At 57.8% G+C, this 24,988-nt stretch carries 24 protein-coding genes and 2 tRNA genes; 4 read left to right on the forward strand and 22 right to left on the reverse strand.

Annotated features, from left to right (window positions below; genetic code table 11):
* Window positions 1–9 precede the first annotated feature (9 nt).
* The 10 genes from nusA to rlmE form a co-directional block, all read right to left on the reverse strand.
* Window positions 10–1,491 carry a transcription termination factor NusA gene (gene nusA / locus QCBJ_RS04055; protein ID WP_003212187.1) on the reverse strand — a complete coding sequence of 494 codons (1,482 nt, stop codon included), beginning with the start codon at window positions 1,489–1,491 and terminating at the stop codon, window positions 10–12.
* A gap of 47 nt (window positions 1,492–1,538) precedes the next feature.
* On the reverse strand, window positions 1,539–1,997 hold the full coding sequence (gene rimP / locus QCBJ_RS04060; RefSeq protein ID WP_003235029.1) for a ribosome maturation factor RimP: 459 nt from the start codon (window positions 1,995–1,997) through the stop codon (window positions 1,539–1,541).
* Window positions 1,998–2,137: 140 nt separating this feature from the next.
* A tRNA-Met gene (locus tag QCBJ_RS04065) sits at window positions 2,138–2,214 on the reverse strand.
* Window positions 2,215–2,310: 96 nt separating this feature from the next.
* Window positions 2,311–2,396, reverse strand: a tRNA-Leu gene (locus tag QCBJ_RS04070).
* 22 nt (window positions 2,397–2,418) lie between these two features.
* The gene (gene secG, locus QCBJ_RS04075; protein ID WP_010206600.1) at window positions 2,419–2,802 is read right to left on the reverse strand and encodes a preprotein translocase subunit SecG; all 384 of its coding nucleotides are present in this window, start codon (window positions 2,800–2,802) and stop codon (window positions 2,419–2,421) included.
* Between the two features lie 4 nt (window positions 2,803–2,806).
* Window positions 2,807–3,562, reverse strand: a complete 756-nt coding sequence (gene tpiA, locus QCBJ_RS04080; RefSeq protein ID WP_015885920.1) for a triose-phosphate isomerase — start codon at window positions 3,560–3,562, stop codon at window positions 2,807–2,809.
* A gap of 66 nt (window positions 3,563–3,628) precedes the next feature.
* Window positions 3,629–4,966, reverse strand: coding sequence for a phosphoglucosamine mutase (gene glmM, locus QCBJ_RS04085; protein WP_102060181.1), 1,338 nt, complete (start codon window positions 4,964–4,966; stop codon window positions 3,629–3,631).
* Window positions 4,967–4,982: 16 nt separating this feature from the next.
* Window positions 4,983–5,834, reverse strand: a complete 852-nt coding sequence (gene folP, locus QCBJ_RS04090) for a dihydropteroate synthase (protein ID WP_046034284.1) — start codon at window positions 5,832–5,834, stop codon at window positions 4,983–4,985.
* Window positions 5,835–5,842: 8 nt separating this feature from the next.
* Window positions 5,843–7,753, reverse strand: a complete 1,911-nt coding sequence (ftsH, locus tag QCBJ_RS04095) for an ATP-dependent zinc metalloprotease FtsH (protein ID WP_043205904.1) — start codon at window positions 7,751–7,753, stop codon at window positions 5,843–5,845.
* Between the two features lie 200 nt (window positions 7,754–7,953).
* Window positions 7,954–8,604 (reverse strand): 23S rRNA (uridine(2552)-2'-O)-methyltransferase RlmE, encoded by a 651-nt coding sequence (gene rlmE, locus QCBJ_RS04100; RefSeq protein ID WP_015885924.1) that lies wholly within the window; start codon window positions 8,602–8,604, stop codon window positions 7,954–7,956.
* Between the two features lie 106 nt (window positions 8,605–8,710).
* Between rlmE and QCBJ_RS04105 the strand changes: the two genes are divergently transcribed.
* Window positions 8,711–9,019 (forward strand): YhbY family RNA-binding protein, encoded by a 309-nt coding sequence (locus QCBJ_RS04105; RefSeq protein ID WP_010206607.1) that lies wholly within the window; start codon window positions 8,711–8,713, stop codon window positions 9,017–9,019.
* Between the two features lie 20 nt (window positions 9,020–9,039).
* Here the strand turns inward: QCBJ_RS04105 and QCBJ_RS04110 are convergent, their stop codons facing one another.
* From QCBJ_RS04110 to grpE, 8 genes are all read right to left on the reverse strand, one after another.
* The gene (locus QCBJ_RS04110; RefSeq protein WP_102060182.1) at window positions 9,040–9,444 is read right to left on the reverse strand and encodes an MFS transporter; all 405 of its coding nucleotides are present in this window, start codon (window positions 9,442–9,444) and stop codon (window positions 9,040–9,042) included.
* A gap of 28 nt (window positions 9,445–9,472) precedes the next feature.
* Window positions 9,473–9,949, reverse strand: coding sequence for a transcription elongation factor GreA (greA, locus tag QCBJ_RS04115; RefSeq protein WP_015885926.1), 477 nt, complete (start codon window positions 9,947–9,949; stop codon window positions 9,473–9,475).
* The gene (gene carB / locus QCBJ_RS04120) at window positions 9,946–13,167 is read right to left on the reverse strand and encodes a carbamoyl-phosphate synthase large subunit (RefSeq protein WP_015885927.1); all 3,222 of its coding nucleotides are present in this window, start codon (window positions 13,165–13,167) and stop codon (window positions 9,946–9,948) included. Before carB ends, greA begins: the two co-directional genes overlap by 4 nt.
* 105 nt (window positions 13,168–13,272) lie before the next feature.
* Window positions 13,273–14,409 carry a glutamine-hydrolyzing carbamoyl-phosphate synthase small subunit gene (gene carA / locus QCBJ_RS04125; RefSeq protein ID WP_102060183.1) on the reverse strand — a complete coding sequence of 379 codons (1,137 nt, stop codon included), beginning with the start codon at window positions 14,407–14,409 and terminating at the stop codon, window positions 13,273–13,275.
* A gap of 259 nt (window positions 14,410–14,668) precedes the next feature.
* Window positions 14,669–15,475, reverse strand: a complete 807-nt coding sequence (dapB, locus tag QCBJ_RS04130) for a 4-hydroxy-tetrahydrodipicolinate reductase (protein WP_064053115.1) — start codon at window positions 15,473–15,475, stop codon at window positions 14,669–14,671.
* A 10-nt stretch (window positions 15,476–15,485) separates the two neighbouring features.
* Window positions 15,486–16,610, reverse strand: coding sequence for a molecular chaperone DnaJ (gene dnaJ, locus QCBJ_RS04135; RefSeq protein ID WP_015885930.1), 1,125 nt, complete (start codon window positions 16,608–16,610; stop codon window positions 15,486–15,488).
* A 316-nt stretch (window positions 16,611–16,926) separates the two neighbouring features.
* Complete coding sequence (dnaK, locus tag QCBJ_RS04140; protein WP_015885931.1) at window positions 16,927–18,843, reverse strand: molecular chaperone DnaK; 1,917 nt, start codon at window positions 18,841–18,843, stop codon at window positions 16,927–16,929.
* 102 nt (window positions 18,844–18,945) lie between these two features.
* Window positions 18,946–19,506: a nucleotide exchange factor GrpE gene (grpE, locus tag QCBJ_RS04145; RefSeq protein ID WP_015885932.1), complete on the reverse strand. Its 561-nt coding sequence runs from the start codon at window positions 19,504–19,506 to the stop codon at window positions 18,946–18,948.
* A 254-nt stretch (window positions 19,507–19,760) separates the two neighbouring features.
* On the opposite strand from grpE, the gene recN reads away from it, so the two are divergent.
* Entirely contained in the window at window positions 19,761–21,434 is a 1,674-nt protein-coding gene (recN, locus tag QCBJ_RS04150; RefSeq protein ID WP_046034280.1) for a DNA repair protein RecN, read from the forward strand.
* Between the two features lie 97 nt (window positions 21,435–21,531).
* Here the strand turns inward: recN and fur are convergent, their stop codons facing one another.
* Complete coding sequence (gene fur / locus QCBJ_RS04155) at window positions 21,532–21,936, reverse strand: ferric iron uptake transcriptional regulator (protein WP_003194220.1); 405 nt, start codon at window positions 21,934–21,936, stop codon at window positions 21,532–21,534.
* Window positions 21,937–22,034: 98 nt separating this feature from the next.
* Here fur and QCBJ_RS04160 point away from each other — a divergent pair, with 98 nt between their 5' ends.
* Window positions 22,035–22,562 (forward strand): outer membrane protein assembly factor BamE, encoded by a 528-nt coding sequence (locus tag QCBJ_RS04160; protein WP_015885934.1) that lies wholly within the window; start codon window positions 22,035–22,037, stop codon window positions 22,560–22,562.
* Window positions 22,563–22,625: 63 nt separating this feature from the next.
* Here the strand turns inward: QCBJ_RS04160 and QCBJ_RS04165 are convergent, their stop codons facing one another.
* A complete protein-coding gene (locus tag QCBJ_RS04165; protein WP_102060184.1) occupies window positions 22,626–22,928 on the reverse strand; it encodes an RnfH family protein in 303 nt (100 codons plus the stop codon).
* Window positions 22,921–23,355 carry a type II toxin-antitoxin system RatA family toxin gene (locus QCBJ_RS04170; RefSeq protein ID WP_015885936.1) on the reverse strand — a complete coding sequence of 145 codons (435 nt, stop codon included), beginning with the start codon at window positions 23,353–23,355 and terminating at the stop codon, window positions 22,921–22,923. The genes QCBJ_RS04165 and QCBJ_RS04170 overlap by 8 nt, the downstream gene beginning before the upstream one ends.
* Before the next feature lie 168 nt (window positions 23,356–23,523).
* On the opposite strand from QCBJ_RS04170, the gene smpB reads away from it, so the two are divergent.
* A complete protein-coding gene (smpB, locus tag QCBJ_RS04175; protein WP_003235073.1) occupies window positions 23,524–24,006 on the forward strand; it encodes an SsrA-binding protein SmpB in 483 nt (160 codons plus the stop codon).
* Between the two features lie 36 nt (window positions 24,007–24,042).
* Here smpB and QCBJ_RS04180 read toward each other — a convergent pair whose 3' ends face one another.
* Window positions 24,043–24,810 (reverse strand): FCD domain-containing protein, encoded by a 768-nt coding sequence (locus QCBJ_RS04180; RefSeq protein ID WP_015885937.1) that lies wholly within the window; start codon window positions 24,808–24,810, stop codon window positions 24,043–24,045.
* Between the last annotated feature and the right edge of the window lie 178 nt (window positions 24,811–24,988).

The raw sequence follows: 24,988 nt of genomic DNA on the forward strand, positions 1-24,988 counted from the left end.
CGCGCCTAGTTACTCGAACCAATGGGCTCGGGCGGCCATGATCAACTTGCCGGCACGATCATCGTCAATGCCGTCGATGTCGAGCAGATCGTCAATAGACTGCTCGGCCAGGTCTTCGCGGGTAATTACGCCGCGCACCGCCAGTTCCATCGCCAAATCCTTGTCCATACCCTCAAGCGAGAGCAGGTCTTCGGCCGGATGGGCGTCTGCCAGCTTTTCCTCAGTAGCGATGGCTTTAGTCAACAAACGATCCTTGGCCCGAGCGCGAAGCTCGTTGACGGTGTCTTCGTCAAAGCCGTCGATGTTGAGCATTTCTTCCAACGGTACGTAGGCAATCTCTTCCAGGCTGGTGAAGCCTTCATCTACCAGCACCTGTGCCAGGTCTTCGTCGACTTCCAGCTCGTCGATGAAGTTGCGCAGGATGTCACCGGTTTCAGCTTGCTGCTTAGCCTGGATGTCCGATTCGGTCATCACGTTCAGGGTCCAACCGGTCAGTTGGCTCGCCAGACGCACGTTCTGACCACCACGACCAATGGCCTGAGCCAGATTGTCTGCGCCAACGGCGATGTCCATTGCATGGGCATCCTCGTCAACGATAATTGCCGCCACTTCAGCTGGCGACATGGCGTTGATCACGAACTGCGCCGGGTTATCGTCCCACAGGACGATGTCCACACGCTCACCGCCCAGTTCGCCCGACACTGCCTGGACGCGCGAACCGCGCATACCAATGCAAGCGCCTTGCGGGTCGATGCGTTTGTCCTTGGACCGAACCGCGATCTTGGCGCGCGAACCCGGGTCGCGGGACGCAGCCATGACTTCGATCAGGCCTTCGGCAATTTCCGGCACTTCGATACGGAACAGCTCGATCAGCATTTCCGGCGCGGTACGCGACAGGATCAACTGAGGGCCGCGGTTCTCGGTGCGGATTTCCTTGAGCAGCGCACGCAAGCGCACGCCAACCCGGAAGGTTTCGCGAGAGATGATGTCTTCGCGGGCCAGCAACGCTTCGGCGTTGTTGCCCAGGTCAACGATCACGTTGTCGCGGGTTACTTTTTTCACGGTGCCGGAGATGATTTCACCCAGGCGTTCGCGATAGGCGTCAACGACTTGAGCGCGCTCAGCTTCGCGAACCTTCTGCACGATGACCTGTTTGGCGGTCTGTGCAGCAATACGGCCGAATTCGATCGACTCGATCTTTTCTTCGACGACATCACCGACCTGGGCGCCTGGATGCGTTTCGGCAACCTTGCTTGGCCAGGTTTCGATGGCCGGATCATCAAGATCGGCCTCTTCGACGACCGTCCAGCGACGGAAAGTCTCATAGGCACCGGTGTGGCGGTTGATTTCCACACGCAGATCAACTTCGTCTTCAAAACGCTTTTTGGTAGCAGTGGCCAGGGCCAGCTCCAGCGCTTCAAAAATCACGTTTGCCGGTACGCCCTTTTCATTGGATACCGACTCAACAACCAGCAGTACTTCTTTGCTCATCGTACGCCTCGCCTTTCGCAAGCCATTGGATCCGCGGGATCCGCGTCTCAGTCAAAACTGGGAATAATGTTGGCCTTGTCGATCATATCGATCGGCAACAGGAACTCATGGTCTTCTACCTGCACCACGACGTCCTGCTCTTCTACACCGCGCAGAAGGCCCTGAAAGTTGCGTCGCCCTTCGAACGGGGAGCGCAGCTTGATCTTCACTTGTTCACCGGCAAATTTTGCAAACTGATCAATAGTGAACAGTGGGCGTTCCATGCCTGGCGAGGAAACTTCTAAGGTGTATTCAACGGAGATCGGATCTTCAACATCCAGCACACCGCTGATCTGACGGCTGACAATGGCACAATCGTCCACCAGCACGCCGCCCTCTTTATCGATATAAACGCGCAACATTGAGTGGCGACCTTGAGCCGAAAACTCAATACCCCAGCATTCATAGCCTAGGGCCACGACCACCGGGGCCAACAAGGCCTGCAACTCTTCTAGCTTGCTCGACACCTGAACCCCCTCGTGCATGTATGTGCATGCTGTGCAAAATAAAAAAATGGGCGAAACGCCCATCCTTGAAACGCCGTCGAACAGCGGCGTTGAAAGTGTCCAGCTAACAAAAAGCCCCTTAAAAGGGGCTCCGCTAAAACTGGTTGCGGGGGCCGGATTTGAACCGACGACCTTCGGGTTATGAGCCCGACGAGCTACCAGACTGCTCCACCCCGCGACAAAGCTGGGGCGGAAGTATACGACCGATCCCTTACAGGGTCAATGTAACCTTCCACCTACAAGAAAGCCCGCAACAGCGGGCTCTCCTGATAATTGGTACCGAGAAGGGGACTCGAACCCCTACACCCTATGGGCACAACCACCTCAAGGTTGCGTGTCTACCAATTCCACCACCTCGGCAATACAGCGCTTACAACCCTTCTTACTTCTGCTCTTGAGCTGGAGGTACGTCAGTCGCTGGAGTAGCCGACTTTTGCTCTTGAAGCACCGGGACATCATCAGAAGCCGGTTTTGCTTTTGGTACTTCCAACACTGCTGGGTTTGGGAGACCTACTTGAGTCAGCACATGAGCTTTCTCTTTAGCAAAGTAACCTAACCCCAAGCTGGTTATGAAGAAACCGGCGGCAAGTATAGCAGTAAACTTACTAAGAAAGGTAGAGGAACCTTGGCTTCCGAATACAGTATTTGAAGCACCTGCACCGAAAGACGCACCAGCATCCGCACCTTTACCCTGTTGCAACAAGACCAGGGCAACTACGCCCAAGGCAGCCAACAGATGAAAAACGACTACGACTGTTTCCAGCATTTTTTCAGTTTCCCGCGGCGCGACAGATCGCACCGAACTCATCTGCATTCAGGGAAGCTCCACCAATGAGCCCCCCATCGATATCCGGCATGCCGAACAGTTCGACCGCATTGGCCGCCTTCACGCTGCCGCCGTATAGAAGCCGCACACCTTGTGCGACTTCAGAATTCTCTGCCGCCAACTGCGCGCGGATGGCTGCGTGCACATCCTGCGCCTGTTGCGGTGTAGCAGTCAGCCCGGTGCCAATGGCCCAGACCGGCTCGTAAGCAATAACCGCCTTTGCAAACGCACCAACACCCAGCTCCTCGATGATGCTGCCAAGCTGACGCGAGACAACTTCAAGAGTCTTGCCCGATTCACGCTGCTCAAGGGTCTCCCCTATGCACAACACTGGAATCAAGCCACAAGCCTGTGCCGCTGCGAACTTGCGATTGAGTGTCCCATCACGCTCGCCCATCATCTGACGACGCTCGGAGTGCCCGACAAGCACATAGGAACAACCCGCATCAACCAGCTGACTCGGTGCAATCTCACCGGTCAACGCACCTTGCATGGCCTCCACCGCAGAATTCTGCGCGCCGACCTGAATCGACTTACCTTTCAAGCCATCAACCACTTGGGTGATATGCAAGCAAGGCGGGAACACCGCGATATCAACACCGCTAGGCAAGGCCAAGTGACGAAGGCCATTGATCAGCTCAGCGACACTGGCGCGGGTACCGTGCATCTTCCAGTTACCAGCTACCATAGTGCGACGCATGCTGTACCTCGTCGGTCAAAGTGGGCGCAGATGTTACCCAACCACATCATCACTGGCAAGCCGAATTCAGGCGCAAACTTCAGTTACCAGTTTTGCCAGGTCTTCGGCATGGCCGCGAACCTGTGTTTCGTCATCACCTTCGACCATGACACGCACCAGAGGCTCTGTGCCGGACTTGCGCAACAACACTCGACCACGCCCCGCCATTGCCAGGGTCACGCGCTCGCAAGCCTCTTTGACAGCGGGGTGCTCGATCGGGTTTTCACCACCGGCAAAACGCACATTGAGCAGCACTTGCGGGCATTTGCGCAGCGCCTGACGCGCCTGGGCAAGACTCTCTTCGCGACGACGCAACGACAGCAGAACCTGCAACGCAGCAATGATGGCATCGCCCGTAGTGGTGTGCTGGAAGCAGACAACGTGCCCGGAATTCTCACCCCCCACCTGCCAGTTACGTTCCAGCAGTTCGGCGATCACATAGCGGTCACCGACATTGGCGCGCACGAACGGGATGCCCAGGTCCGCCAAGGCCAATTCAAGCCCCAGGTTACTCATCAGCGTACCGACGACACCACCTTGCAGCTTGTTACGCTCATGCAGGTCGCGGGCAATGATGAACAAAAGGTCGTCCCCATCAACGATCGCCCCCGTATGGTCCACCATCAGCACACGGTCACCATCACCATCGAAGGCAATACCCAGGTCAGCATGCTCGGCAAGGACGGCGGCCTGCAGTTGCTCCATATGCGTGGAGCCGCAGTTGTCGTTGATATTCAGCCCGTTCGGCTGGGCCGACAGAACGGTCACGTCCGCCCCCAATTCCTTGAATACGCTTGGCGCCACTTTATAGGTCGCACCATGGGCGCAATCGACCACAATCTTCAAACCGGCGAAATTGGTGCTGCTCGGCACACTGCTCTTGCAGAATTCGATATATCGACCCGATGCGTCGTTGATACGCGACACCTTGCCCAACTTGCTGGACTCAACCACCATCATCGGCGCATCCAGCAGCTCTTCGATCATCAACTCGATCTCATCCGGCAGCTTAGTGCCCTGACCCGAGAAGAATTTGATGCCGTTGTCGTCATGGGGGTTGTGCGAGGCACTGATCACAATACCGGCTTCAGCGTGAAAGGTGCGCGTCAGGTAGGCGATCGCCGGGGTCGGCATAGGGCCCAGCAGCATGACATCGGCACCCGCGGCGGACAGGCCTGCCTCCAGTGCGGACTCAAACATGTACCCTGAAATACGGGTGTCCTTGCCCACCAGGATGCGACACGCCCCCATACTGCGGAACGCCATACCCGCCGCCCAACCCAGCTTGAGCATGAAATCAGGAGTAATCGGAAATTCGCCGACCCGACCACGGATACCGTCGGTGCCAAAGTATTTTTTAGTCATAAGTGCTCCATCATTCTTATTCGGCTGATTCTACCGCAGCAATCATGCGCACCACATCCACCGTCTCGGCGACATCATGCACACGCAAGATACGCGCGCCCTTGCTGACTGCAAGCGCCGCCAGTGCAAGACCACCATACAGCCGCTCACCCACCGGACGATTCAGCGCCAGCCCTATCATGCTCTTGCGCGAAACGCCGACCAAAAGAGGCCGACCAAGCGCATGCAGGGATTCCATATGCTTGAACAGGCTTAGATTGTGCTGCAGGGTTTTAGCAAAGCCGAAGCCGGGATCGAGGATGATCTTTTCCGCGGCAATCCCCGCGACAGCACACTGAGCGACCCGCTCAGCGAGAAAACCACACACCTCGCCAACAAGGTCCTCGTAATGAGGGCTGTCCTGCATGTTGCCGGGCTCTCCCAGCATATGCATCAGGCACACCGGCAAACCGGTAGCGGCAGCGGCATCGAGGGCACCGTCACGCTGAAGAGAGCGCACATCGTTGATCAACCCCGCTCCCAGTCGCGCAGTTTCGCGCATCACGGCCGGGGTTGAAGTATCAACAGAGATGATCACATCCAGCTCGCGCGCAATGCGCTCGACTATCGGCGCCACCCGCTCCAGCTCCTCCAAGGGAGAAACGATGCGAGCGCCAGGTCGGGTCGATTCACCACCGACATCAATGAGCGTCGCTCCCGCAGCCACCATTGCCGCAGCGTGACGCAACGCAGCATCGAGCTGGCTGAAGCGGCCGCCATCGGAAAAGGAGTCAGGGGTTACGTTAAGAATGCCCATGACATGTGTATGGGCCAAATCAAGAACCCGGTTGCCGCAAGGCAACCGGGTGGAGGACAACGCAGAAGTCATTTCAAACCTTAGTGGTCGGCTGCCGGGCCGCCGATTGGGGTTTCAGGGCGCTCGTTCTGAACCACTGGCGGAGTGCCAGAGGTGCCCGAACCGCCTTCCCAATCGCGAGGCTCGCGGGGTGCGCGACCGGCCATGATGTCATCGATCTGGTCGGCATCAATGGTCTCGTACTTCATCAGCGCATCAGCCATGGCGTCCAACTTGTCGCGGTTGTCAGTCAGGATTTGCTTGGCCGTGCCGTAGCACTGGTCAATGATGCTGCGCACTTCGGAGTCGATCAGCTTGGCTGTCTCACCCGAGAAGCTGGCGCTTTGACCGCCACCGCCACGACCCAGGAACACTTCGCCTTCTTCCTCGGCATACATCAGCGGGCCGAGTTTTTCCGACAAGCCCCACTTAGTCACCATGTTCCGCGCGATCTGGCTGGCACGCATGATGTCGTTGGAGGCACCGGTAGTCACGCCGTCGAAACCCAGGGTCATCTCTTCAGCAATCCGGCCGCCGTACAGCGAGCAGATCTGACTGATCAGGGCGCGCTTGGAAAGGCTGTAGCGGTCCTCTTCCGGCAGGAACATGGTGACACCCAGCGCACGCCCCCGGGGAATGATCGACACTTTGTAGACCGGGTCATGCTCAGGCACAACGCGACCGACAATGGCGTGACCGGCTTCGTGATAAGCGGTGTTCTGTTTCTCTTTTTCGGACATGACCATGGATTTGCGCTCGGCGCCCATCATGATTTTGTCTTTGGCCAATTCGAACTCTTTCATCTCCACGATGCGCTTGCCGGTACGGGCAGCGAACAACGAAGCCTCGTTGACCAGGTTGGCCAGGTCAGCACCCGAGAAACCTGGCGTACCACGGGCAATCACGGCCGGAGCCACGTCATCGCCCATGGGCACCTTGCGCATGTGCACTTTCAGGATCTGTTCACGACCACGGATATCCGGCAGGCCAACCACAACCTGGCGGTCGAAACGGCCTGGACGCAGCAACGCAGGGTCCAATACGTCCGGACGGTTGGTTGCAGCGATGACGATGATGCCGTCGTTCATTTCAAAGCCGTCCATCTCAACCAGCAACTGGTTAAGGGTCTGCTCACGCTCATCATGACCGCCGCCCATGCCGGCACCACGATGGCGACCAACGGCGTCGATTTCATCGATGAAGATGATGCAAGGCGCATGCTTTTTAGCCTGCTCGAACATATCGCGAACACGGCTGGCACCCACACCCACGAACATCTCGACGAAGTCAGAGCCGGAAATAGTGAAGAACGGCACCTTGGCTTCGCCGGCAATTGCCTTGGCGAGCAGGGTTTTACCGGTACCTGGTGGCCCCACCATCAAGACGCCGCGAGGAATGCGGCCACCCAGACGCTGGAACTTGCCCGGGTCGCGCAGGAACTCGACCAACTCACCTACTTCTTCCTTGGCTTCGTCGCAACCGGCAACGTCAGCCAGGGTGGTCTTCACCTGATCTTCGGAGAGCAGGCGTGCCTTACTCTTGCCGAAGCTCATCGGCCCGCCCTTGCCTCCCGCGCCGCCCTGCATCTGGCGCATGAAGAACATGAACACGGCGATGATCACCAGGATCGGGAAGCTGGCTACCAGCAATTGGGTCCAGATACTTTGCTGCTCAGGCTGCTTACCTTCGACAACCACGTGGTTATCCACCAGGTCGCCGATCAGACCATTGTCCTGGATTGCCGGACGAATGGTCTTGAAGCTGTCGCCATCGTTGCGTTTACCGGTGATCACATAGCCATCAACCGCTACGCGCTCGACCTTGCCATCCTTAACTTGCTGGATGAAGTCGGAATAGTTGAGGGTCTGCGGCTCGTTAGGGCTGGAGAAGTTGTTCATCACCGTCACCAGGACTGCCGCGATGATCAACCACAGGATCAGATTCTTTGCCATATCGTTCAATTAACTACCCTCTGAAGCAAGCTCCGCTACTGGCGCGCGCTTCGCATGATATTCACCGGCCTAACTTACTACATTACCTACAACACTGGCAGGCGCCGTCTGTAACCCTTTGTGAAACTTTGACTACACAATATTCGTAAAGCTTCGTGACGAAAGCGATATAAAAAAACCTATCGCCCTCCTCGAATTCCTCAAAAGCGCTCTTCACTCGCCGCGCCTTCGACGCCGCGGAAGCCGCGGCACAGCAGGTATTGCTCTCTGGAACGGTCTCGGGAAGAGTCGGGCTTGCGCGTCTGCACCTTGTCGAACAACTTGCGGATGTTCTTGTGGTACTCGTCGAAACCCTCGCCCTGGAAGACCTTCACCAGGAAATCACCCCCCGGACGCAACACCCGACCCGCCAAATCCAGCGCCAATTCGCAAAGGAACATGGCACGTGGCATATCGACAGCCGGTAATCCACTCATATTGGGGGCCATGTCGGAAATCACAAGGTCTACCTGCGAATTTCCCACAGCCTCAAGAATCTGTGCGAGCACCGTATCCTGGGTAAAGTCACCATGAACAAAGGTCACATCGGGGATGCTGTCCATTTCCAGAATGTCGGAAGCGATCAGACGACCCTGCCCACCAATCAGACGACTGGTCACCTGGGACCAGCCACCCGGGGCCGCGCCAAGGTCGATAACGCTCATGCCTGGACGAATCAACTTATCCTTGTCCTGGATCTCCAGCAACTTGTAGCTGGCCCGGGAACGGTAGCCATCCTTTTGCGCCTTTTTGACGTAAGGATCGTTGAAATGTTCTTGTAGCCACTTAAGGCTGGTTTTGGAACGGGCCACGGGCCACCTCGAAAAATAAAACGGGTCGTGATTAACTGGGCGGTCCCGGACTCGCTCGGGTAAACTGGCCGCCGCTTTTTACAAGATCAGACGCAGGGGTCAGATTATGCCGCTCACTCAAGAGCAGAAGAAACAGTACAAATCCATTGGCCACCATCTGAAACCAGTTTTGATTGTGGCAGATAACGGTTTGACTGAAGGTGTGTTAGCCGAGTTCGAACGCGCACTGAACGATCATGAACTGATCAAGATCAAGGTCAATATCCTCGACCGCGAAGCGCGCCTGGCCGCCATTGCAGAATTGTGCAAGGTGGGCAAAGCGGACCTGGTCCAGGTCATCGGCAAGATGGCGCTGCTGTATCGCAAGAACTTCAGCGTCAACAAGCAGCTGTCGAACGTACATCGCTTCAAGTAGTTTTCAAATGATAAAAAGGGTCACGGGCGTGCTTCGCGCGCCCCGCCACTCCATCCCGGTGCGGGCTGTATAACCAGCACCAGGCCGGAGAACCCTAGCACAAGATAGCTGAATAGCTGCCAGCGCAACGCTTCCGGCTGCCAGACATGCACGATGCAATACATTGCACACGCATACAGCGCCATCAACAGCAGTTGCCCGCGAATATCCCGCCACAAACTCTCCAAGCCTTCAGCCTTGACCAGCACCAATGCCTGGAGCGTTACGCACGCCGCCGCAAAACCCACCAGCAACGCACTGAGTAATCCGTCGATCTCATCGATCAACAACGGCGCCAGCCCAATCAGGCCCAGCGCCGGTAACACACCAATATGCAGCAACCACAGGCCGCCGACCCAAAGCATCTGGGAGAGCTGCCAAAGCATGGCGCCCGCATGAAGCGGGCGCCGCCTTTCAGACGTGACGAACTTCAACAATCTCGTACTCGATCACGCCACCCGGCGTCTTCACGGCCACCACATCACCCTCTTCCTTGGCAATCAAGGCGCGGGCAAGCGGGGAACCGACGGAGATTTTGCCGAGCTTGAAGTCAGCCTCGTCCTCGCCAACGATGTGGTAAACCACGCTCTCATCAGTTTCGACGTTGGCGATTTCCACGGTGGTGCCGAAAATCACCTTGCCGGTGTGCGGAATAGTCGTGACGTCGATGATCACCGCATTCTGCATACGGCCTTCGATGTCACGAATCCGCGCCTCGACCATACCCTGCTGCTCGCGAGCAGCGTGGTATTCGGCGTTTTCCTTCAAGTCACCCAGCTCGCGGGCCGTACCGATGTCCTGGCTCAGCTTTGGACGTACGACCTTGGTCAGATGGGCGTGCTCCTCTTCCAGGGCCTTGGCGCCCTGGACGGTCATTGGGTATTTGATCATGCCTTCAATCCTGCGTGTAGGTCCTGCAAGCGACGCACGGTTTTTTCTGGACCGAACTTGAGCGCTTCGCAGATGGCTTCGCCAGCAGCAATGGTAGTGGTGCAGTAGATCTTGTGCTGCAAGGCATTACGACGAATGGAGTAGGAGTCCGCGATCGACTGGCGACCTTCGGTGGTGTTGATGATCAGGGTGACTTCGTCATTCTTGATCATGTCGACCACGTGCGGACGGCCTTCCGTCACCTTGTTCACGCGACGCACTTTCAGGCCGGCAGCTTCGATCAGCTTGGCGGTCCCGGCAGTGGCCACGACTTCGAAGCCCAAGTTGATCAGATCACGGGCTACGCCCGCAACCAGCGGTTTGTCGTCATCACGCACGCTGATAAACGCGGTACCGCCGGTTGGCAACACTTCGCTGGCGCCCATCTGAGCCTTGGCGAACGCTTCACCGAAGGTATCGCCCACGCCCATCACTTCACCGGTGGACTTCATCTCTGGGCCCAGGATCGGGTCCACGCCAGGGAATTTGGCGAATGGGAATACCGCCTCTTTCACGCTGTAGAAGTTCGGAATGATCTCCTTGGTGAAGCCGATTTCCTTCAGGGTCTTACCGGCCATCACGCGAGCAGCGACCATGGCCAGGGACACACCAATGCACTTGGAAACAAATGGCACGGTACGCGAAGCACGCGGGTTGACTTCGATGACGTAGATGTCTTCGCCTTGCAGCGCCAACTGTACGTTCATCAAGCCGACCACGCCCAGCTCCAGGGCCATTTTCTTGACCTGTTCGCGCATTTCGTCCTGGATATGCGCCGGCAGCGAGTACGGCGGCAGCGAGCAAGCGGAGTCACCGGAGTGAACGCCCGCCTGTTCGATGTGCTGCATGATCGCGCCGATCACCACGTCGGTCCCGTCGCAAACAGCGTCTACGTCCATCTCGATGGCGCAGTTGAGGAAGTGGTCCAGCAGCACCGGGCTGTCGTTGGACACTTTCACCGCATCACGCAGGTAACGTTTGAGCTCGTCTTCTTCGTAGACGATTTCCATCGCACGACCGCCCAGTACGTAGGACGGACGCACCACCAAGGGGTAACCGATCTTGCTGGCCGCGCGGATCGCTTCATCTTCGCTGCGCACGGTGGCGTTAGGCGGCTGACGCAGGTTCAGACGCTCAACCATCTGCTGGAAACGCTCACGGTCTTCGGCACGGTCGATAGCGTCAGGGCTGGTGCCGATAATCGGGACGCCAGCGGCTTCCAGTGCGCGAGCCAGTTTCAACGGGGTTTGGCCGCCGTACTGGACGATCACGCCTTTTGGCTTCTCGACGCGACAGATTTCCAGCACGTCTTCCAGTGTTACCGGCTCAAAGTAAAGACGGTCGGAAGTGTCGTAGTCAGTGGAAACAGTTTCCGGGTTGCAGTTGACCATAATGGTCTCGTACCCGTCTTCGCGCAGGGCGAGAGCGGCGTGTACGCAGCAATAATCGAACTCGATGCCTTGGCCGATACGGTTTGGACCGCCACCCAGGATCATGATTTTGTCGCGGCCCGACGGCGCAGCTTCGCACTCTTCCTCGTAAGTGGAGTACATATACGCAGTGTCGGTTGCGAACTCGGCCGCACAGGTATCAACGCGCTTGTAGACCGGGAAGATGTCCAGCTTGTGGCGATGCGTGCGCAGGTTCTTCTCGGTCACACCCAGCAGCTTGGCCAAGCGCTGGTCGGAGAAACCTTTGCGCTTGAGGCGGAACATCAGGTCGCGGTCGATAGAGGACAGACCGAGGGTCTTGACCTTCTCTTCTTCCTTGATCAGATCTTCGATCTGCACCAGGAACCACGGGTCGATCATGTTCATGCCGAAGATGTCTTCGACGGTCATGCCGGCGCGGAAAGCATCGGCTACGTACCAGATACGCTCGGCACCCGGCACGGTCAGCTCACGCTTGAGCACGCTCATGCTTTCCGGGTTGCTCAGGTCGAGCTTCTCGTCCAGACCGCAAACGCCCACTTCCAGGCCACGCAGGGCTTTCTGCAGGGACTCCTGGAAGGTCCGGCCGATAGCCATGACTTCACCGACTGACTTCATCTGAGTGGTCAGGCGGGCGTCGGCTTTCGGGAATTTCTCGAAAGCGAAGCGTGGCAGCTTGGTGACGACGTAGTCGATCGACGGCTCGAAGGACGCCGGCGTTGCGCCGCCCGTAATTTCGTTCTGCAGCTCGTCCAATGTGTAACCGATCGCCAGCTTGGCAGCGATACGCGCAATCGGAAAGCCGGTAGCTTTCGATGCCAGCGCCGAAGAACGCGATACACGCGGGTTCATTTCGATCACAACCATGCGGCCAGTGTCCGGGCAGATGCCGAACTGGACGTTGGAGCCACCGGTTTCCACGCCAATCTCACGCAGCACCGCCAAGGAGGCGTTACGCATGATCTGGTATTCCTTGTCCGTCAGGGTCTGTGCCGGAGCAACAGTGATCGAGTCACCGGTGTGCACGCCCATCGGGTCAAAGTTTTCGATAGAGCAAACGATGATGCAGTTGTCCTTCTTATCGCGGACAACTTCCATCTCATATTCTTTCCAGCCAATCAGGGATTCGTCGATCAGCAGCTCTTTGGTCGGAGACAAGTCCAGGCCACGGGCGCAGATTTCTTCGAATTCTTCACGGTTGTAGGCAATACCGCCGCCCGTGCCGCCCATGGTGAAGGACGGACGGATGATGCACGGGAAGCCCAAGCGTTCCAGGACAGAATTGGCCTCTTCCATGCTGTGGGCGATACCGGAACGCGGGCAATCAAGGCCGATGGACTTCATGGCCTTGTCGAAACGCGAACGGTCTTCAGCCTTGTCGATGGTGTCGGCATTGGCGCCGATCATCTCTACGCCAAATTTTTCCAGGACGCCTTCGCGCTCCAGGTCCAATGCGCAGTTCAGGGCGGTCTGGCCACCCATGGTTGGCAGCAGTGCGTCCGGACGTTCTTTCTCGATGATCTTGGCAACGGTCTGCCACTTGATCGGCTCGATGTAGGTGGCGTCGGCCATGTCCGGGTCGGTCATGATGGTGGCCGGGTTAGAGTTCACCAGGATGACGCGGTAACCCTCTTCGCGCAGGGCTTTACAGGCCTGGGCGCCGGAGTAGTCGAATTCGCAGGCCTGGCCGATCACGATCGGGCCAGCGCCGAGAATCAGGATGCTTTTTATGTCTGTACGTTTTGGCATGGGTTTGTCACTCAAATCCGCAGGTCAGTCGGCAAGCCGTCTTGAACAATCTTTGATGAGCCTGCGGGGGCCACCGAAGCTCGGGGCCGCCCGCAAGCCGCTCAGTCAGCGTCGCTTGGCCATCTCATTGATGAAACGGTCGAACAGCGGCGCTACGTCGTTCGGGCCCGGGCTGGCTTCAGGGTGGCCCTGGAAGCTGAACGCGCTCTTGTCGGTGCGCTCGATGCCCTGCAGGGAACCGTCGAACAGCGACTTGTGAATCGCGCGAACGTTGCTCGGCAGGGTCGCTTCATCCACCGCAAAACCGTGGTTCTGGCTGGTGATCATCACAATGCCGGTGTCCAGGTCTTGCACAGGGTGGTTGGCACCGTGATGGCCGTGCCCCATTTTCAGGGTCTTGGCGCCAGAGGCCAGGGCCAGCAGCTGGTGGCCGAGGCAGATACCGAATACCGGAATCTCGGTCTCCAGCACTTCTCTGATCGCCTGGATAGCGTAGTCGCAAGGCTCAGGGTCACCCGGGCCGTTGGACAGGAACACACCGTCCGGCTGCAGGGCGAGCACGTCGCTGGCCGGGGTTTGCGCCGGCACCACGGTCACGCGGCAACCGCGCTCGACCAGCATGCGCAGGATGTTGTACTTGACGCCGTAGTCGTAGGCGACCACGTGGTAAGGCAACTCGGCCGCATCGATGGTCGCGTGGCTATCGGTCTTCAAGTCCCAGACAGTGGAGCGCCACTCGTACTTCTCTTTGACGCTGACGACTTTCGCCAGGTCCATGCCCTTCAGGCCAGGGAAGCCTTGGGCTGCGGCAATCGCCGCCTCTTCGGAAATATTGTCACCGACCATGATGCAGCCGTTCTGCGAGCCTTTCTCACGCAGGATGCGTGTCAGGCGACGCGTATCGATACCGGCGATCGCCACAACGTTGTTGGCTTTCAGGTAATCGGACAGCGACATCGTGTTACGCCAGTTGCTCGCAACCAGCGGCAGGTCACGAATCACCAGACCGGCCGACCAGACACGATCAGACTCGACATCTTCCGGTGTCGTACCGGTGTTGCCGATGTGCGGATAGGTCAGGGTAACGATCTGTTGGGCGTAGGAAGGATCGGTAAGGATTTCCTGATAGCCGGTCATGGCAGTGTTAAACACCACCTCTCCAACGGTTTGACCGTCGGCTCCAATGGCTTCGCCGCGAAAAATGCTGCCATCAGCAAGGGCGAGTATGGCTGGCTTAGTCAAGAAGACCTCCCGTAAATAAAGCCTGAAAGGGCGATCGCAGGTTGTAAAAAAGCGGAGTGACGTATGGACACGTCACCCCGCTTCTTCACTGAATTATTCTGCGCGCTTTTAGTGGACACACTAAAGCTGTAGCTTACAGAAAAAGGCTTTTTTGGTCCACCGCTAATGAGCCTTAAAGGCAGGGGAATGCGACAGGACGTCGCTTAGCGGGTAAAAACGGGGCCTAAGCATAAGCTTGGGCCCCTGTTTTAGCTACTGATTAGTGCAGATCCAGCACGTCACGCATGTCATAAAGGCCCGCCGCACGACCTTCCAGCCAGAGCGCAGCACGTACCGCCCCCTTGGCAAACGTCATGCGGCTGGACGCCTTGTGCGTGATTTCCAGGCGCTCGCCCTCGGTGGCGAACAATACGGTGTGATCACCCACCACATCGCCACCGCGCACGGTTGCAAAACCAATGGTGTCACGCGCACGCGCACCGGTATGGCCTTCACGGCCGTACACCGCCACTTTCGACAAGTCGCGACCGAGCGCATCGGCGATCGCTTCACCCATGCGCAACGCGGTACCCGACGGCGCGTCGATCTTGTGACGGTGATGAGTCTCGATGATTTCGATATCCGCCTCATCCCCCAGCACGCGCGCCGCCAGATCCAACAGCTTGAGCGACAGGTTCACACCCACACTGAAGTTGGCCGCGAAGACGATCGGAATGTCCTTGCCCGCCTCCGCCAGCAACTGCTTCTGCTCAAGCGTCAAACCGGTGGTGCCGATCACCATCGCCTTGCCCGCCTTGCGGCAGAAAGCCAGGTTTTTCAGCATGACGTCCGGCAGAGTGAAATCGATCAGCACGTCGAATTCGTCAGCCACCTGCTCCAGGTTGCCGGACAACGAAACACCGATACGCCCCAGCGAAGCCAACTCACCCGCATCCGCACCGATCAATGTGCTGCCGGGACGAACGATCGCTGCGGTCAGCCCGGAGGCCGGCGAGCGCTGCTGCACCGCCTCGACCAGCGTCTTGCCCATGCGCCCGGCAGCGCCCATTACGGCTATACGTCGCATACCCAACTCCTTACAGGTCGCCGAAGAAGCGCTTCACGCCATCGAAAAAGCCCGTGGTTTTCGGCGAGTGGGAGTCATCGCCTTCCAGCGAGCTGCGGAACTCTTCCAGCAATTCGCGCTGACGACGCCCCAGATTGACTGGCGTCTCAACGGCAACGCGGCACATCAGGTCGCCAGCACCACCGCCGCGCACCGGCGCAACGCCTTTGCCACGGATACGGAACTGTTTGCCGGTCTGCGTGCCTTCAGGGATCTTGAGTTTGACACGACCATCAAGGGTCGGAATCTCCAACTCGCCACCCAGCGCCGCATCAACAAAACTGATTGGCACTTCACAGAACAGGTGCTTGCCGTCGCGCTGGAAGATCGAGTGCTCGCGCACATTGATCACCACATACAGATCGCCCGTAGGGCCACCTTGAGTACCCGCCTCGCCTTCGCCCGACAGGCGAATACGGTCGCCGGTATCCACACCCGCAGGCACTTTTACCGACAGCGTCTTGTACTCTTCGACACGACCTTCGCCGTGGCAGGAGTCGCACGGGTCGGAAATGATCTTGCCCTGGCCATGGCAACGCGGGCAGGTCTGCTGCACCGAGAAGAAGCCCTGCTGCATGCGGACCTGGCCGATACCGCCACACGTCGGGCAAGTGATCGGCGAGGAGCCTTTCTTGGCACCCGAACCATCGCACGGCTTGCAGTTGACCAGCGTCGGCACACGGATATTGACGCTGGTGCCGCGCACGGCTTCTTCCAGGTTCAACTCCAAGGTGTAGCGCAAATCACTGCCACGCTGGGCGCCGCCCCGCTGACCACCCCGGCCACCGCCGAAGAAGTCGCTGAACACGTCACCGAAAATATCGGAGAAGTTCTGGCCGCCAAACCCGGCACCGCCACCGCCCATGCTCGGGTCGACCCCTGCGTGACCGTACTGGTCGTAGGCCGCACGCTTGTTGGGATCAGACAGGCATTCGTAGGCCTCATTGGCCTCTTTGAACATTTCTTCGGATTCTTTGCTATCCGGATTACGGTCCGGGTGATGCTTCATCGCCAGGCGACGGTAGGCCTTCTTCAGGTCCGCCTCGCTGGAGCCGCGCTCCACACCCAACACTTCGTAATAGTCACGCTTTGCCATAAGTCTTTGCACTCTTAAGGACGTTCGGCCAGACCCTCCTGAGCCCTGCCAAACTCGTTGAGCCCCAATACAGGCCCGGACCCAACTCACGTCAATTCAACGATCCTGGTCATTACTACTTTTAGCCAGGGACCCGGCCAAAATGCGGTACTTCTTACTCGGAAAGCAGGAGCATTCCCGATCGTACCGCCAGCATCCGAACCTTGTCGCATGCTGTAAAAATTCGCATACCCCAGACACGCCAACGCGGGAGCAAGCTCCCGCGCGGCGACATCCTACCAGTCACCGCTTGATAGCGGTCAACCGGGCGACCAACTTACTTCTGGTCTTTGACTTCTTCGAACTCGGCATCGACAACGTCGTCGTGCTTGGCTTCAGGCTCTGCCTGTTGCGCGGCACCATCAGCTGGCTGACCTTGTTCGGCATACATTTTCTGGGCGACAGGTGCAGAAACTTTCGACAGCTCTTCGATCTTGGCTTCGATAGCGGCCTTGTCGTCACCTTTGACGGCGGCTTCCAGGGCAACTACGGCAGCTTCGATAGCGGCCTTCTCTTCAGCAGTCACTTTATCGCCAGCATCAGCGACCATTTTGCGCGTCGAGTGAACCAGTGCATCACCCTGGTTACGGGCGCCAGCCAGCTCGGCAAACTTGGCATCCGCATCAGCGTTGGCTTCAGCATCACGAATCATCTGTTGAATTTCTTCATCAGACAGACCGGAGTTGGCCTTGATGGTGATCTTCTGCTCTTTGCCAGTTGCCTTGTCTTTCGCGCCGACGTGCAGGATACCGTTGGCGTCGATGTCGAAGGTCACTTCAATTTGTGGCACGCCACGCGGTGCTGGTGGAATCTCAGCCAAGTCGAACTTGCCCAGGGACTTGTTCTGCGCCGCTTGCTTACGCTCACCTTGCAGCACGTGAATGGTCACCGCGCCTTGGTTGTCGTCGGCAGTCGAGAACACTTGGGATTTCTTGGTAGGAATCGTGGTGTTTTTCTCGATCAGCGCAGTCATCACGCCGCCCATGGTTTCGATACCCAGGGTCAGCGGGCTGACGTCCAGCAGCAGCACGTCTTTCACGTCACCGGCCAATACCGCGCCTTGGATGGCAGCACCCATGGCAACCGCTTCGTCCGGGTTCACGTCTTTACGTGCTTCCTTGCCGAAGAACTCGGTAACTTTCTGCTGCACCAGTGGCATACGGGTTTGACCGCCCACCAGGATCACGTCGTTGATGGAACCTACGTCGATACCGGCGTCTTTCAGCGCAATGCGGCAAGGTTCGATGGTGCGCTGAACCAGGTCTTCAACCAGTGCTTCCAACTTGGCGCGAGAGATCTTCACGTTCAAGTGCTTAGGACCGGTGGCATCTGCAGTGATGTACGGCAGGTTCACGTCGGTCGACATGCTCGAGGACAGCTCGATCTTGGCTTTCTCAGCCGCCTCTTTCAGGCGCTGCATGGCCAGCGGGTCACCCTTGAGGTTCATGCCGCTTTCTTTCTTGAATTCGTCAACGAGGTAGTCGATCAGACGAATGTCAAAGTCTTCACCACCCAGGAAGGTGTCACCGTTGGTGGCCAACACTTCGAATTGGTGCTCACCGTCAACTTCAGCGATCTCGATGACCGAGACGTCGAACGTACCGCCACCCAGGTCATAAACGATCACAGTGTGGTCGCCCTTGGCCTTGTCCATACCGTAAGCCAGAGCAGCTGCGGTGGGTTCGTTGATGATGCGTTTAACGTCCAGACCCGCGATGCGGCCGGCGTCTTTGGTTGCCTGGCGCTGGCTGTCGTTGAAATAGGCCGGAACGGTGATGACCGCTTCGGTGACGGTTTCGCCGAGGTAGTCTTCGGCGGTTTTCTTCATCTTTTTCAGGACTTCAGCCGAAATCTGCGGTGCAGACATCTTGTTGCCATTTACTTCAACCCAGGCATCACCGTTGTCAGCCTTGGCGATTTTGTAAGGCACCATCTTGATGTCTTTCTGTACGACTTCTTCGTCGAACTTACGACCGATCAGACGCTTTACCGCGTACAGGGTGTTGTGCGGGTTGGTGACAGCCTGACGCTTGGCCGATTGACCAACGAGGATCTCGCCATCATTTGCGTAAGCGATGATCGACGGCGTAGTACGCGCGCCTTCGGCGTTTTCGATAACTTTGGCTTTGCCGTTTTCCATGACGGAGACGCAGGAGTTGGTGGTCCCCAGGTCGATACCGATAATTTTGCCCATGATTTACTCTCCCGAAACTTGAATTTGGATGCCGCAGCAGTGGTGGCTAACTGCGGTAGCACTTAAACGCTTGACTTATAGATGGGGGCCTTACGGCGTATTTCAAGCCTGCTCATCAATAGAAGGCGAAACCGGTGCAGGTGCTTTGCTCACCACCACCATCGCCGGACGCAGCAAGCGACCGTTGAGCTGATAACCCTTCTGGAACACCTTCAACACACTGTTAGGCTCCAGATCATGGCTTTCCTGCATGGCCATGGCTTGGTGATGCTCAGCGTTGAACGGTTCGCCGCCGACTGGATCAATGGCTTCCAACTGGTAACGCTTCAGGGTGTCCTGGAACATTTTCAGGGTCAGCTCGATCCCTTCGCGCATCGGGCGGATGTTTTCGTCATCCGGGTTGGACAACTCAAGACCACGCTCCAGGCTGTCGATGATCGGCAGCAAGTCACTGGCGAATTTTTCCAGTGCGAATTTGTGAGCCTTCTCTACATCCTGCTCGGCACGGCGGCGGACGTTCTGCAGATCGGCGGCAACACGCAAAGACTGGTCCTGCGCAGCGGCCAATTGCTCTTCGAGCACCTGCACACGAGTTGCCAGCTCATCGCCGACAGCCGAATTGGCGTCTGGAGTTTGCGTATCCTGCGTCTGTTCGTCAGCCATAGTTTTCTCCTTTCAAAATCATGCGCGAACTCAACTCGCGCTTCTGTTCCGGTATATGGGGCCACAATTTTCAGGTTCAAGGGCGCGGGCGTTACCAAAAGTCTTTCCTATGACCGGGATCAATTCCTGCCTATACATTCCTCATCGCGCTAAAAAAAGCGTTCATCCAAGCAAATCGAGCTAATCATCAGGATTGTCAGCCCCGAACAAAACACTGTATAAATAACCAGACCTAAAGCCTGGGAGCGGCCGTCATGCTCGTGCACCTGTCCGTACATAACTACGCCATCGTTGAACACCTGGATCTCGAACTGGATCGCGGGATGAGCGTAATCACAGGCGAAACCGGCGCCGGCAAGTCGATCATGCTCGACGCCCTGGGCTTGACCCTTGGGGACCGTGCCGACAGCGGCGTGGTGCGCCCCGGCGCGGACAAGGCCGATATCCTGGCCACTTTCGACCTGGCGGATATTCCCGAGGCCGAGGCCTGGCTGGCAGAGCGCGACCTTAATAATGAAGGCCCGTGCATCCTGCGCCGGGTCATTACTGCGGAAGGCCGCTCACGCGGCTATATCAACGGCACCCCCTGCCCACTGGGCGACTTGAAAGCCCTGGGCGAACTGCTGATCGATATCCACAGCCAGCATGAACACCAGTCGCTGCTGAAAACCGACACTCATCGCCGCCTGCTCGACGAATACGCCGGTGCGACAGACCTTGCCCGCCAGGTGCAACTTGCCGCCCAGCGCTGGCGCCAAACGCGCCAGGAACTGGAGCGACTCTCCAATTCCGGAGACGAACAACGCGCTCGCCACCAGCTACTCAGCTATCAGCTCGAAGAGCTGGAAAGCCTGGGCCTGGGCGAGACTGAACTGGAGCAACTCGAGCAGGAACACAAGAACCTCACCAACGCAGAAACTCTGCTGGGCATTTGCCGCCAGGTGGTGGAGCAATGCAGCGAGAGCGACTCCGGTAACGTACTCAACGCGCTGACCGCCAGTCTCAATCGCCTGTCCAGCGTGAACAACGCCTCCGGTTCCCTGAGCGAGGCCACGACCTTGCTCACCAGCGCACAGATCCAAGTAGAAGAAGCCGTCGGCGAATTGAACCGCTTCCTGGATCACTTCGATGCCGACCCGGCACGCCTGCAGGAAATAGAAGAACGCCTGGACACCATCTATACCCTGGCGCGCAAACATCGAATCCAGCCCACCGAAGTGGCGACGATGCAGCAAAAGTTGCTGGATGAAATCGAGACCCTGAATGCCAACGACGAATCCATCGAGCGCCTAGGTGACGAGCTCGCGTCCTTCGCCCGCCACTACCAGGAAAAAGCACGCGAACTGAGCGACCTGCGCCACCAGGCAGCAACCGGCCTGGCCAGCGCAGTGGAGCTGGAGATCCAACGCCTGGGCATGCCTGGCGGGCGCTTCACCATTGAACTGCACGCCAGCACCAGTAACGAATTGCAGCCACATGGCCTGGAACAGGTTGAACTGCTGGTCAGCGCCAACCCTGGGCAGCCGCTCAAAGCATTGGCAAAAGTGGCCTCCGGCGGTGAGCTGTCTCGGATCAGCCTGGCGATCCAGGTGATTACCGCGCAAACCTCTCGGGTACCGACACTGGTGTTCGACGAAGTTGACGTGGGGATTGGCGGGCCGACAGCGGAGATTGTTGGCCAATTATTACGACGCCTCGGGGATCGGGGCCAGGTACTGACGGTCACTCACTTGCCACAAGTGGCCGCCCAGGGGCATCAACATCTGTTTGTGCACAAGGTACGCGGCAGTGATGCAACGCACACAGCCGTGTCCAAGCTGAACAAGTCGGAACGTGTGGAGGAAGTGGCGCGCATGCTTGGCGGCATTGATTTGACCAAGGAGTCCCTGGCACACGCGAAAAAAATGGTCGTGGCTGCGAAAGCCTGAGCAGAGCGCTTTCGCTCATCTTTCCGGCTTATAGAAAGCACGAAGGCGACCCTAAGGTCGCCTTCAATCGTTTTGCAGAGCGAATCTGCAGCGATTTTTACTTTTTCTTACGGATGTACAGAACCAGATTATGGTCGACCAAATCGAAGCCATGCTCCTCGGCAATCTTATGCTGAAGCGCCTCGATTTCCGGGCTGGTGAACTCGATAACCTCATTGGTATCCAGGTCAACCATATGGTCGTGATGACCACCGTCAGCCAATTCGAACACTGCATGACCGCCGTCGAAATTATGACGAACCACCAGCCCTGCGGCTTCAAACTGGGTCAGCACACGGTAAACCGTGGCCAGGCCGACGTCCTCGTTAGACTCCATCAGCGCCTTGTAAACATCCTCGGCACTCATGTGGCGCTGCTCAGCAGAATCGAGCATTTGTAGAATCTTGACTCGTGGCAGAGTCACTTTAAGACCGGCTTTGCGTAGTTCGCTATTTTCAACCATGGTTAGCTTTCTCGCGGATGCTGCTTCGCAGCTTCTCTTAATACGGGTATGATCGGCGTTTACGTTGTCCCAGCCAAGATAGTGGAAGTCGCCCACCGATGCAAAACACCAAGCTCTTGCTAACCAGTTTCACCTTTGTGGGACTGCTCGCACTCGCCGGTTGTTCATTCCCCGGGGTTTACAAAATCGACATCCAGCAGGGCAATGTCGTCACGCAGGACATGATAGACCAGTTACGCCCCGGAATGACCCGACGGCAAGTACGGTTTATCATGGGTAACCCCCTGCTGACCGACACTTTCCATGCCGATCGCTGGGATTACCTCTACAGCCTGCAGCCAGGTGGCGGTGAACGCCAACAGGAGCGCGTCAGTGTCATCTTCAATGGCAACGACCAGCTTGTCAGCCTGTCCGGCGACTTCATGCCCGGCGTGAGTCGTGATGAAGCCCTGCTCGGCAAGGATAACGGCACTAACGTGACCGCGCCTGCGCAGGAAGGTGAAAAGCAGAAGTCGGAAGTACCGGCCAAGCCAGGCTCCCTGCTCGACAAGATCCAGAAAGACGTCGACGGCGTGGAAACAGTTCCCGTCCCGACACCACAGCCTCTGGACACCAGCCCGCAGTAAGTTTGCGTCGCTCAACAAAAAGCCCGGCACGCCGGGCTTTTTGTTGCGTGCCATTTGGCGAGCCTATGAGCCCTGCTGTTTAGCCCGCGCAGCCTTGGCCGCGCGCAGTCGGCGCACCTCTTTTGGGTCCGCCAGCAACGGCCGGTAAATCTCAATACGATCACCTGCTTGCACGGCACGCACCTCAGCATCCGCAACCACCTTGCCGAATATGCCCAAAGGGCAGCCAGCAAGATCCAGCTCAGGAAACTGCGCTGCGATACCTGACGCCCGCACCGCCGCGCGCAGGCTGGTGCCCGCCACCACCTTCATCGCCAGCAGAACCTGGCGATCCACGGCCGCATACACCACTTCAATCTCAACCATGCAGTTGTTTGGCCCGCTGGCAAAATGCATCCACCAGCGTATTAGCTGCCTGATTGAACAAGGGGCCCAGCGTTGCTCGCACGATAGGCCCGGCGTAATCAAAGGAAAGGTCAAGGCTGATTTTGCAGGCCTTATCCGTCAGCGCCTTGAATACCCACACCCCATGCAGCTGGGTGAACGGGCCTTCCTGCAGATTCATTTCGATGGATTTCCCAGGCACCAGCGCATTACGCGTCACAAAGTGCTGGCTAAGGCCGCCTTTCGCGACCCCAACACTGGCGACCATGTACTCATCACCGCTTTCCAGCACCTCGGCCTTCGAGCACCACGGCAGGAATTCCGGGTAACGCGCCACGTCGTTGACCAGGTCATAGAGCGCCTGAGCCGGATAAGGCAGCAGCGCTGAACGTTGAATATGCGTCGTCATGTGTGCGTTATTTCCACAGCTGAGCGGCAAACATCGCGAAAGAACAGCCCGATCCGCGAAAGAAAAAAACCAGAGAACTGCCCGCATTGTCCGGGATTCGTCGAACACGCTCAAGCACGCAGGTTGACCGTAGCCGACACGCTCGCAACTCCCTATAATGCCGCCCCTATGGCTAAACAAAAGAAACACCCCACAGGGACCATCGCGCAAAATAAAAAGGCGCGACACGATTACTTCATCGAACATCGGTTCGAGGCTGGTCTGGTCCTGGCCGGCTGGGAAGTAAAGAGTCTGCGCGCCAGCAAGCTGCAACTGGTCGACAGCTATGTGCTGCTCAAAGATGGCGAGGCATGGCTGCTGGGCAGTCACATCACCCCGCTGACTACCGCGAGCACCCACGTGATTGCTGACCCGGTGCGCACGCGCAAGCTGCTGCTCAATGCACGCGAACTGGAAAAGCTTGCCGCCGCCGTACAGCAGAAAGGCTATGCCTGTATCTGCCTGTCCTGGTACTGGAGCAAGCACCTGGTCAAATGCGAGATCGCGCTGGGCAAAGGCAAGAAGGAATACGACAAGCGTGATACCGAGCGCGAGCGCGATTCCAATCGCGAGCTGCATCGCGCCGTGCGCAACAAGGGCAAGGAAGACTGATCCTTGCAAACCTGTAGCCCTGGGAGCCTCCCTCGGCTACAGGCCCTTGCGCCGCTCCGCACGCGCCACGCGCTGAACCTCCTGACGAACCTCCTCCAACACTTCCTGCACATACAGCAGATGACGCGTTGAAACTTCCCGCGCCTGCTCGGCACGCCCTTCGATAATCGCCAGGTACAAATCCCTGTGCTGACTGATCAGCATGTCGCGGGTTTCCGTACGCTGTTGATACATCCCCCCGATGTTGGTCACCACGTTACGCTTCAGCAGGTCGAACAGACCGCGAATGGTGTGCAGCAACACGGCATTGTGGCTGGCTTCGGCGATAGCCAAGTGAAACCTGGCATCCGCCGCCCCCTCTTCAGCTCGGCTCACTTCATCGGAGCGGGTGTAGCAGTCTTGGAGCGCTTCGAAAGCCGCCGTAAGTCGTTCGCGATCGACCTCGGTGGCACGTAGCGCCGCGTAATAGGCGCAAGAGGCTTCAAGGGTCTGGCGGAACTCCAGAAGATCACGCTGGACCTCGGGATTATTCTCCAACAGGTGGAGCAGCGGATCACTGAACGTGGAGCCCAAGGACTCCGCCACGTAGTTACCACCCCCCTGACGACTGACGAGCAAACCTTTGGCCGCCAATTTCTGGATTGCCTCCCGCAAAGACGGACGCGACACACCAAACTGCTCAGCCAAAGCGCGCTCGGCGGGCAAGCGCTCGCCCGACTTCAGCGTGCCCTCAAGGATCATGCCCTCAAGCTGCTCGACGATATCGTCGGACAAACGGCGCTGACGCACCTGATCAAACCCCATAACTCACTCTCCACCATCCCGACCACTCGCCGGGCCCTCTATTCTGGCCTATCGCCGCACTAGCAGCACCTATCAGAACGCCTTCGATTTATCCGCTCAGATCCGTCGCCCACCCACCTACGACCAAAGTTTCGCGAGCGGCAAATTGACACACCGCCCTGAAGCCTTTTAACCTAGC

Source organism: Pseudomonas sp. QC2, from assembly GCF_002859085.1.
Lineage (GTDB): Bacteria > Pseudomonadota > Gammaproteobacteria > Pseudomonadales > Pseudomonadaceae > Aquipseudomonas > Aquipseudomonas petroselini.

Excerpts from the sequence above, each read along its gene's own strand:
- nusA (WP_003212187.1), bottom strand. The coding sequence starts at position 1,491 with ATGAGCAAAGAAGTACTGCTGGTTGTTGAGTCGGTATCCAATGAAAAG.
- secG (WP_010206600.1), bottom strand. The coding sequence starts at position 2,802 with ATGCTGGAAACAGTCGTAGTCGTTTTTCATCTGTTGGCTGCCTTGGGC.
- tpiA (WP_015885920.1), bottom strand. The coding sequence starts at position 3,562 with ATGCGTCGCACTATGGTAGCTGGTAACTGGAAGATGCACGGTACCCGC.
- glmM (WP_102060181.1), bottom strand. The coding sequence starts at position 4,966 with ATGACTAAAAAATACTTTGGCACCGACGGTATCCGTGGTCGGGTCGGC.
- folP (WP_046034284.1), bottom strand. The coding sequence starts at position 5,834 with ATGACTTCTGCGTTGTCCTCCACCCGGTTGCCTTGCGGCAACCGGGTT.
- ftsH (WP_043205904.1), bottom strand. The coding sequence starts at position 7,753 with ATGGCAAAGAATCTGATCCTGTGGTTGATCATCGCGGCAGTCCTGGTG.
- QCBJ_RS04105 (WP_010206607.1), top strand. The coding sequence starts at position 8,711 with ATGCCGCTCACTCAAGAGCAGAAGAAACAGTACAAATCCATTGGCCAC.
- QCBJ_RS04110 (WP_102060182.1), bottom strand. The coding sequence starts at position 9,444 with ATGCTTTGGCAGCTCTCCCAGATGCTTTGGGTCGGCGGCCTGTGGTTG.
- greA (WP_015885926.1), bottom strand. The coding sequence starts at position 9,949 with ATGATCAAATACCCAATGACCGTCCAGGGCGCCAAGGCCCTGGAAGAG.
- carB (WP_015885927.1), bottom strand. The coding sequence starts at position 13,167 with ATGCCAAAACGTACAGACATAAAAAGCATCCTGATTCTCGGCGCTGGC.
- dapB (WP_064053115.1), bottom strand. The coding sequence starts at position 15,475 with ATGCGACGTATAGCCGTAATGGGCGCTGCCGGGCGCATGGGCAAGACG.
- dnaJ (WP_015885930.1), bottom strand. The coding sequence starts at position 16,610 with ATGGCAAAGCGTGACTATTACGAAGTGTTGGGTGTGGAGCGCGGCTCC.
- dnaK (WP_015885931.1), bottom strand. The coding sequence starts at position 18,843 with ATGGGCAAAATTATCGGTATCGACCTGGGGACCACCAACTCCTGCGTC.
- grpE (WP_015885932.1), bottom strand. The coding sequence starts at position 19,506 with ATGGCTGACGAACAGACGCAGGATACGCAAACTCCAGACGCCAATTCG.
- recN (WP_046034280.1), top strand. The coding sequence starts at position 19,761 with ATGCTCGTGCACCTGTCCGTACATAACTACGCCATCGTTGAACACCTG.
- fur (WP_003194220.1), bottom strand. The coding sequence starts at position 21,936 with ATGGTTGAAAATAGCGAACTACGCAAAGCCGGTCTTAAAGTGACTCTG.
- QCBJ_RS04160 (WP_015885934.1), top strand. The coding sequence starts at position 22,035 with ATGCAAAACACCAAGCTCTTGCTAACCAGTTTCACCTTTGTGGGACTG.
- QCBJ_RS04165 (WP_102060184.1), bottom strand. The coding sequence starts at position 22,928 with ATGGTTGAGATTGAAGTGGTGTATGCGGCCGTGGATCGCCAGGTTCTG.
- QCBJ_RS04170 (WP_015885936.1), bottom strand. The coding sequence starts at position 23,355 with ATGACGACGCATATTCAACGTTCAGCGCTGCTGCCTTATCCGGCTCAG.
- smpB (WP_003235073.1), top strand. The coding sequence starts at position 23,524 with ATGGCTAAACAAAAGAAACACCCCACAGGGACCATCGCGCAAAATAAA.
- QCBJ_RS04180 (WP_015885937.1), bottom strand. The coding sequence starts at position 24,810 with ATGGGGTTTGATCAGGTGCGTCAGCGCCGTTTGTCCGACGATATCGTC.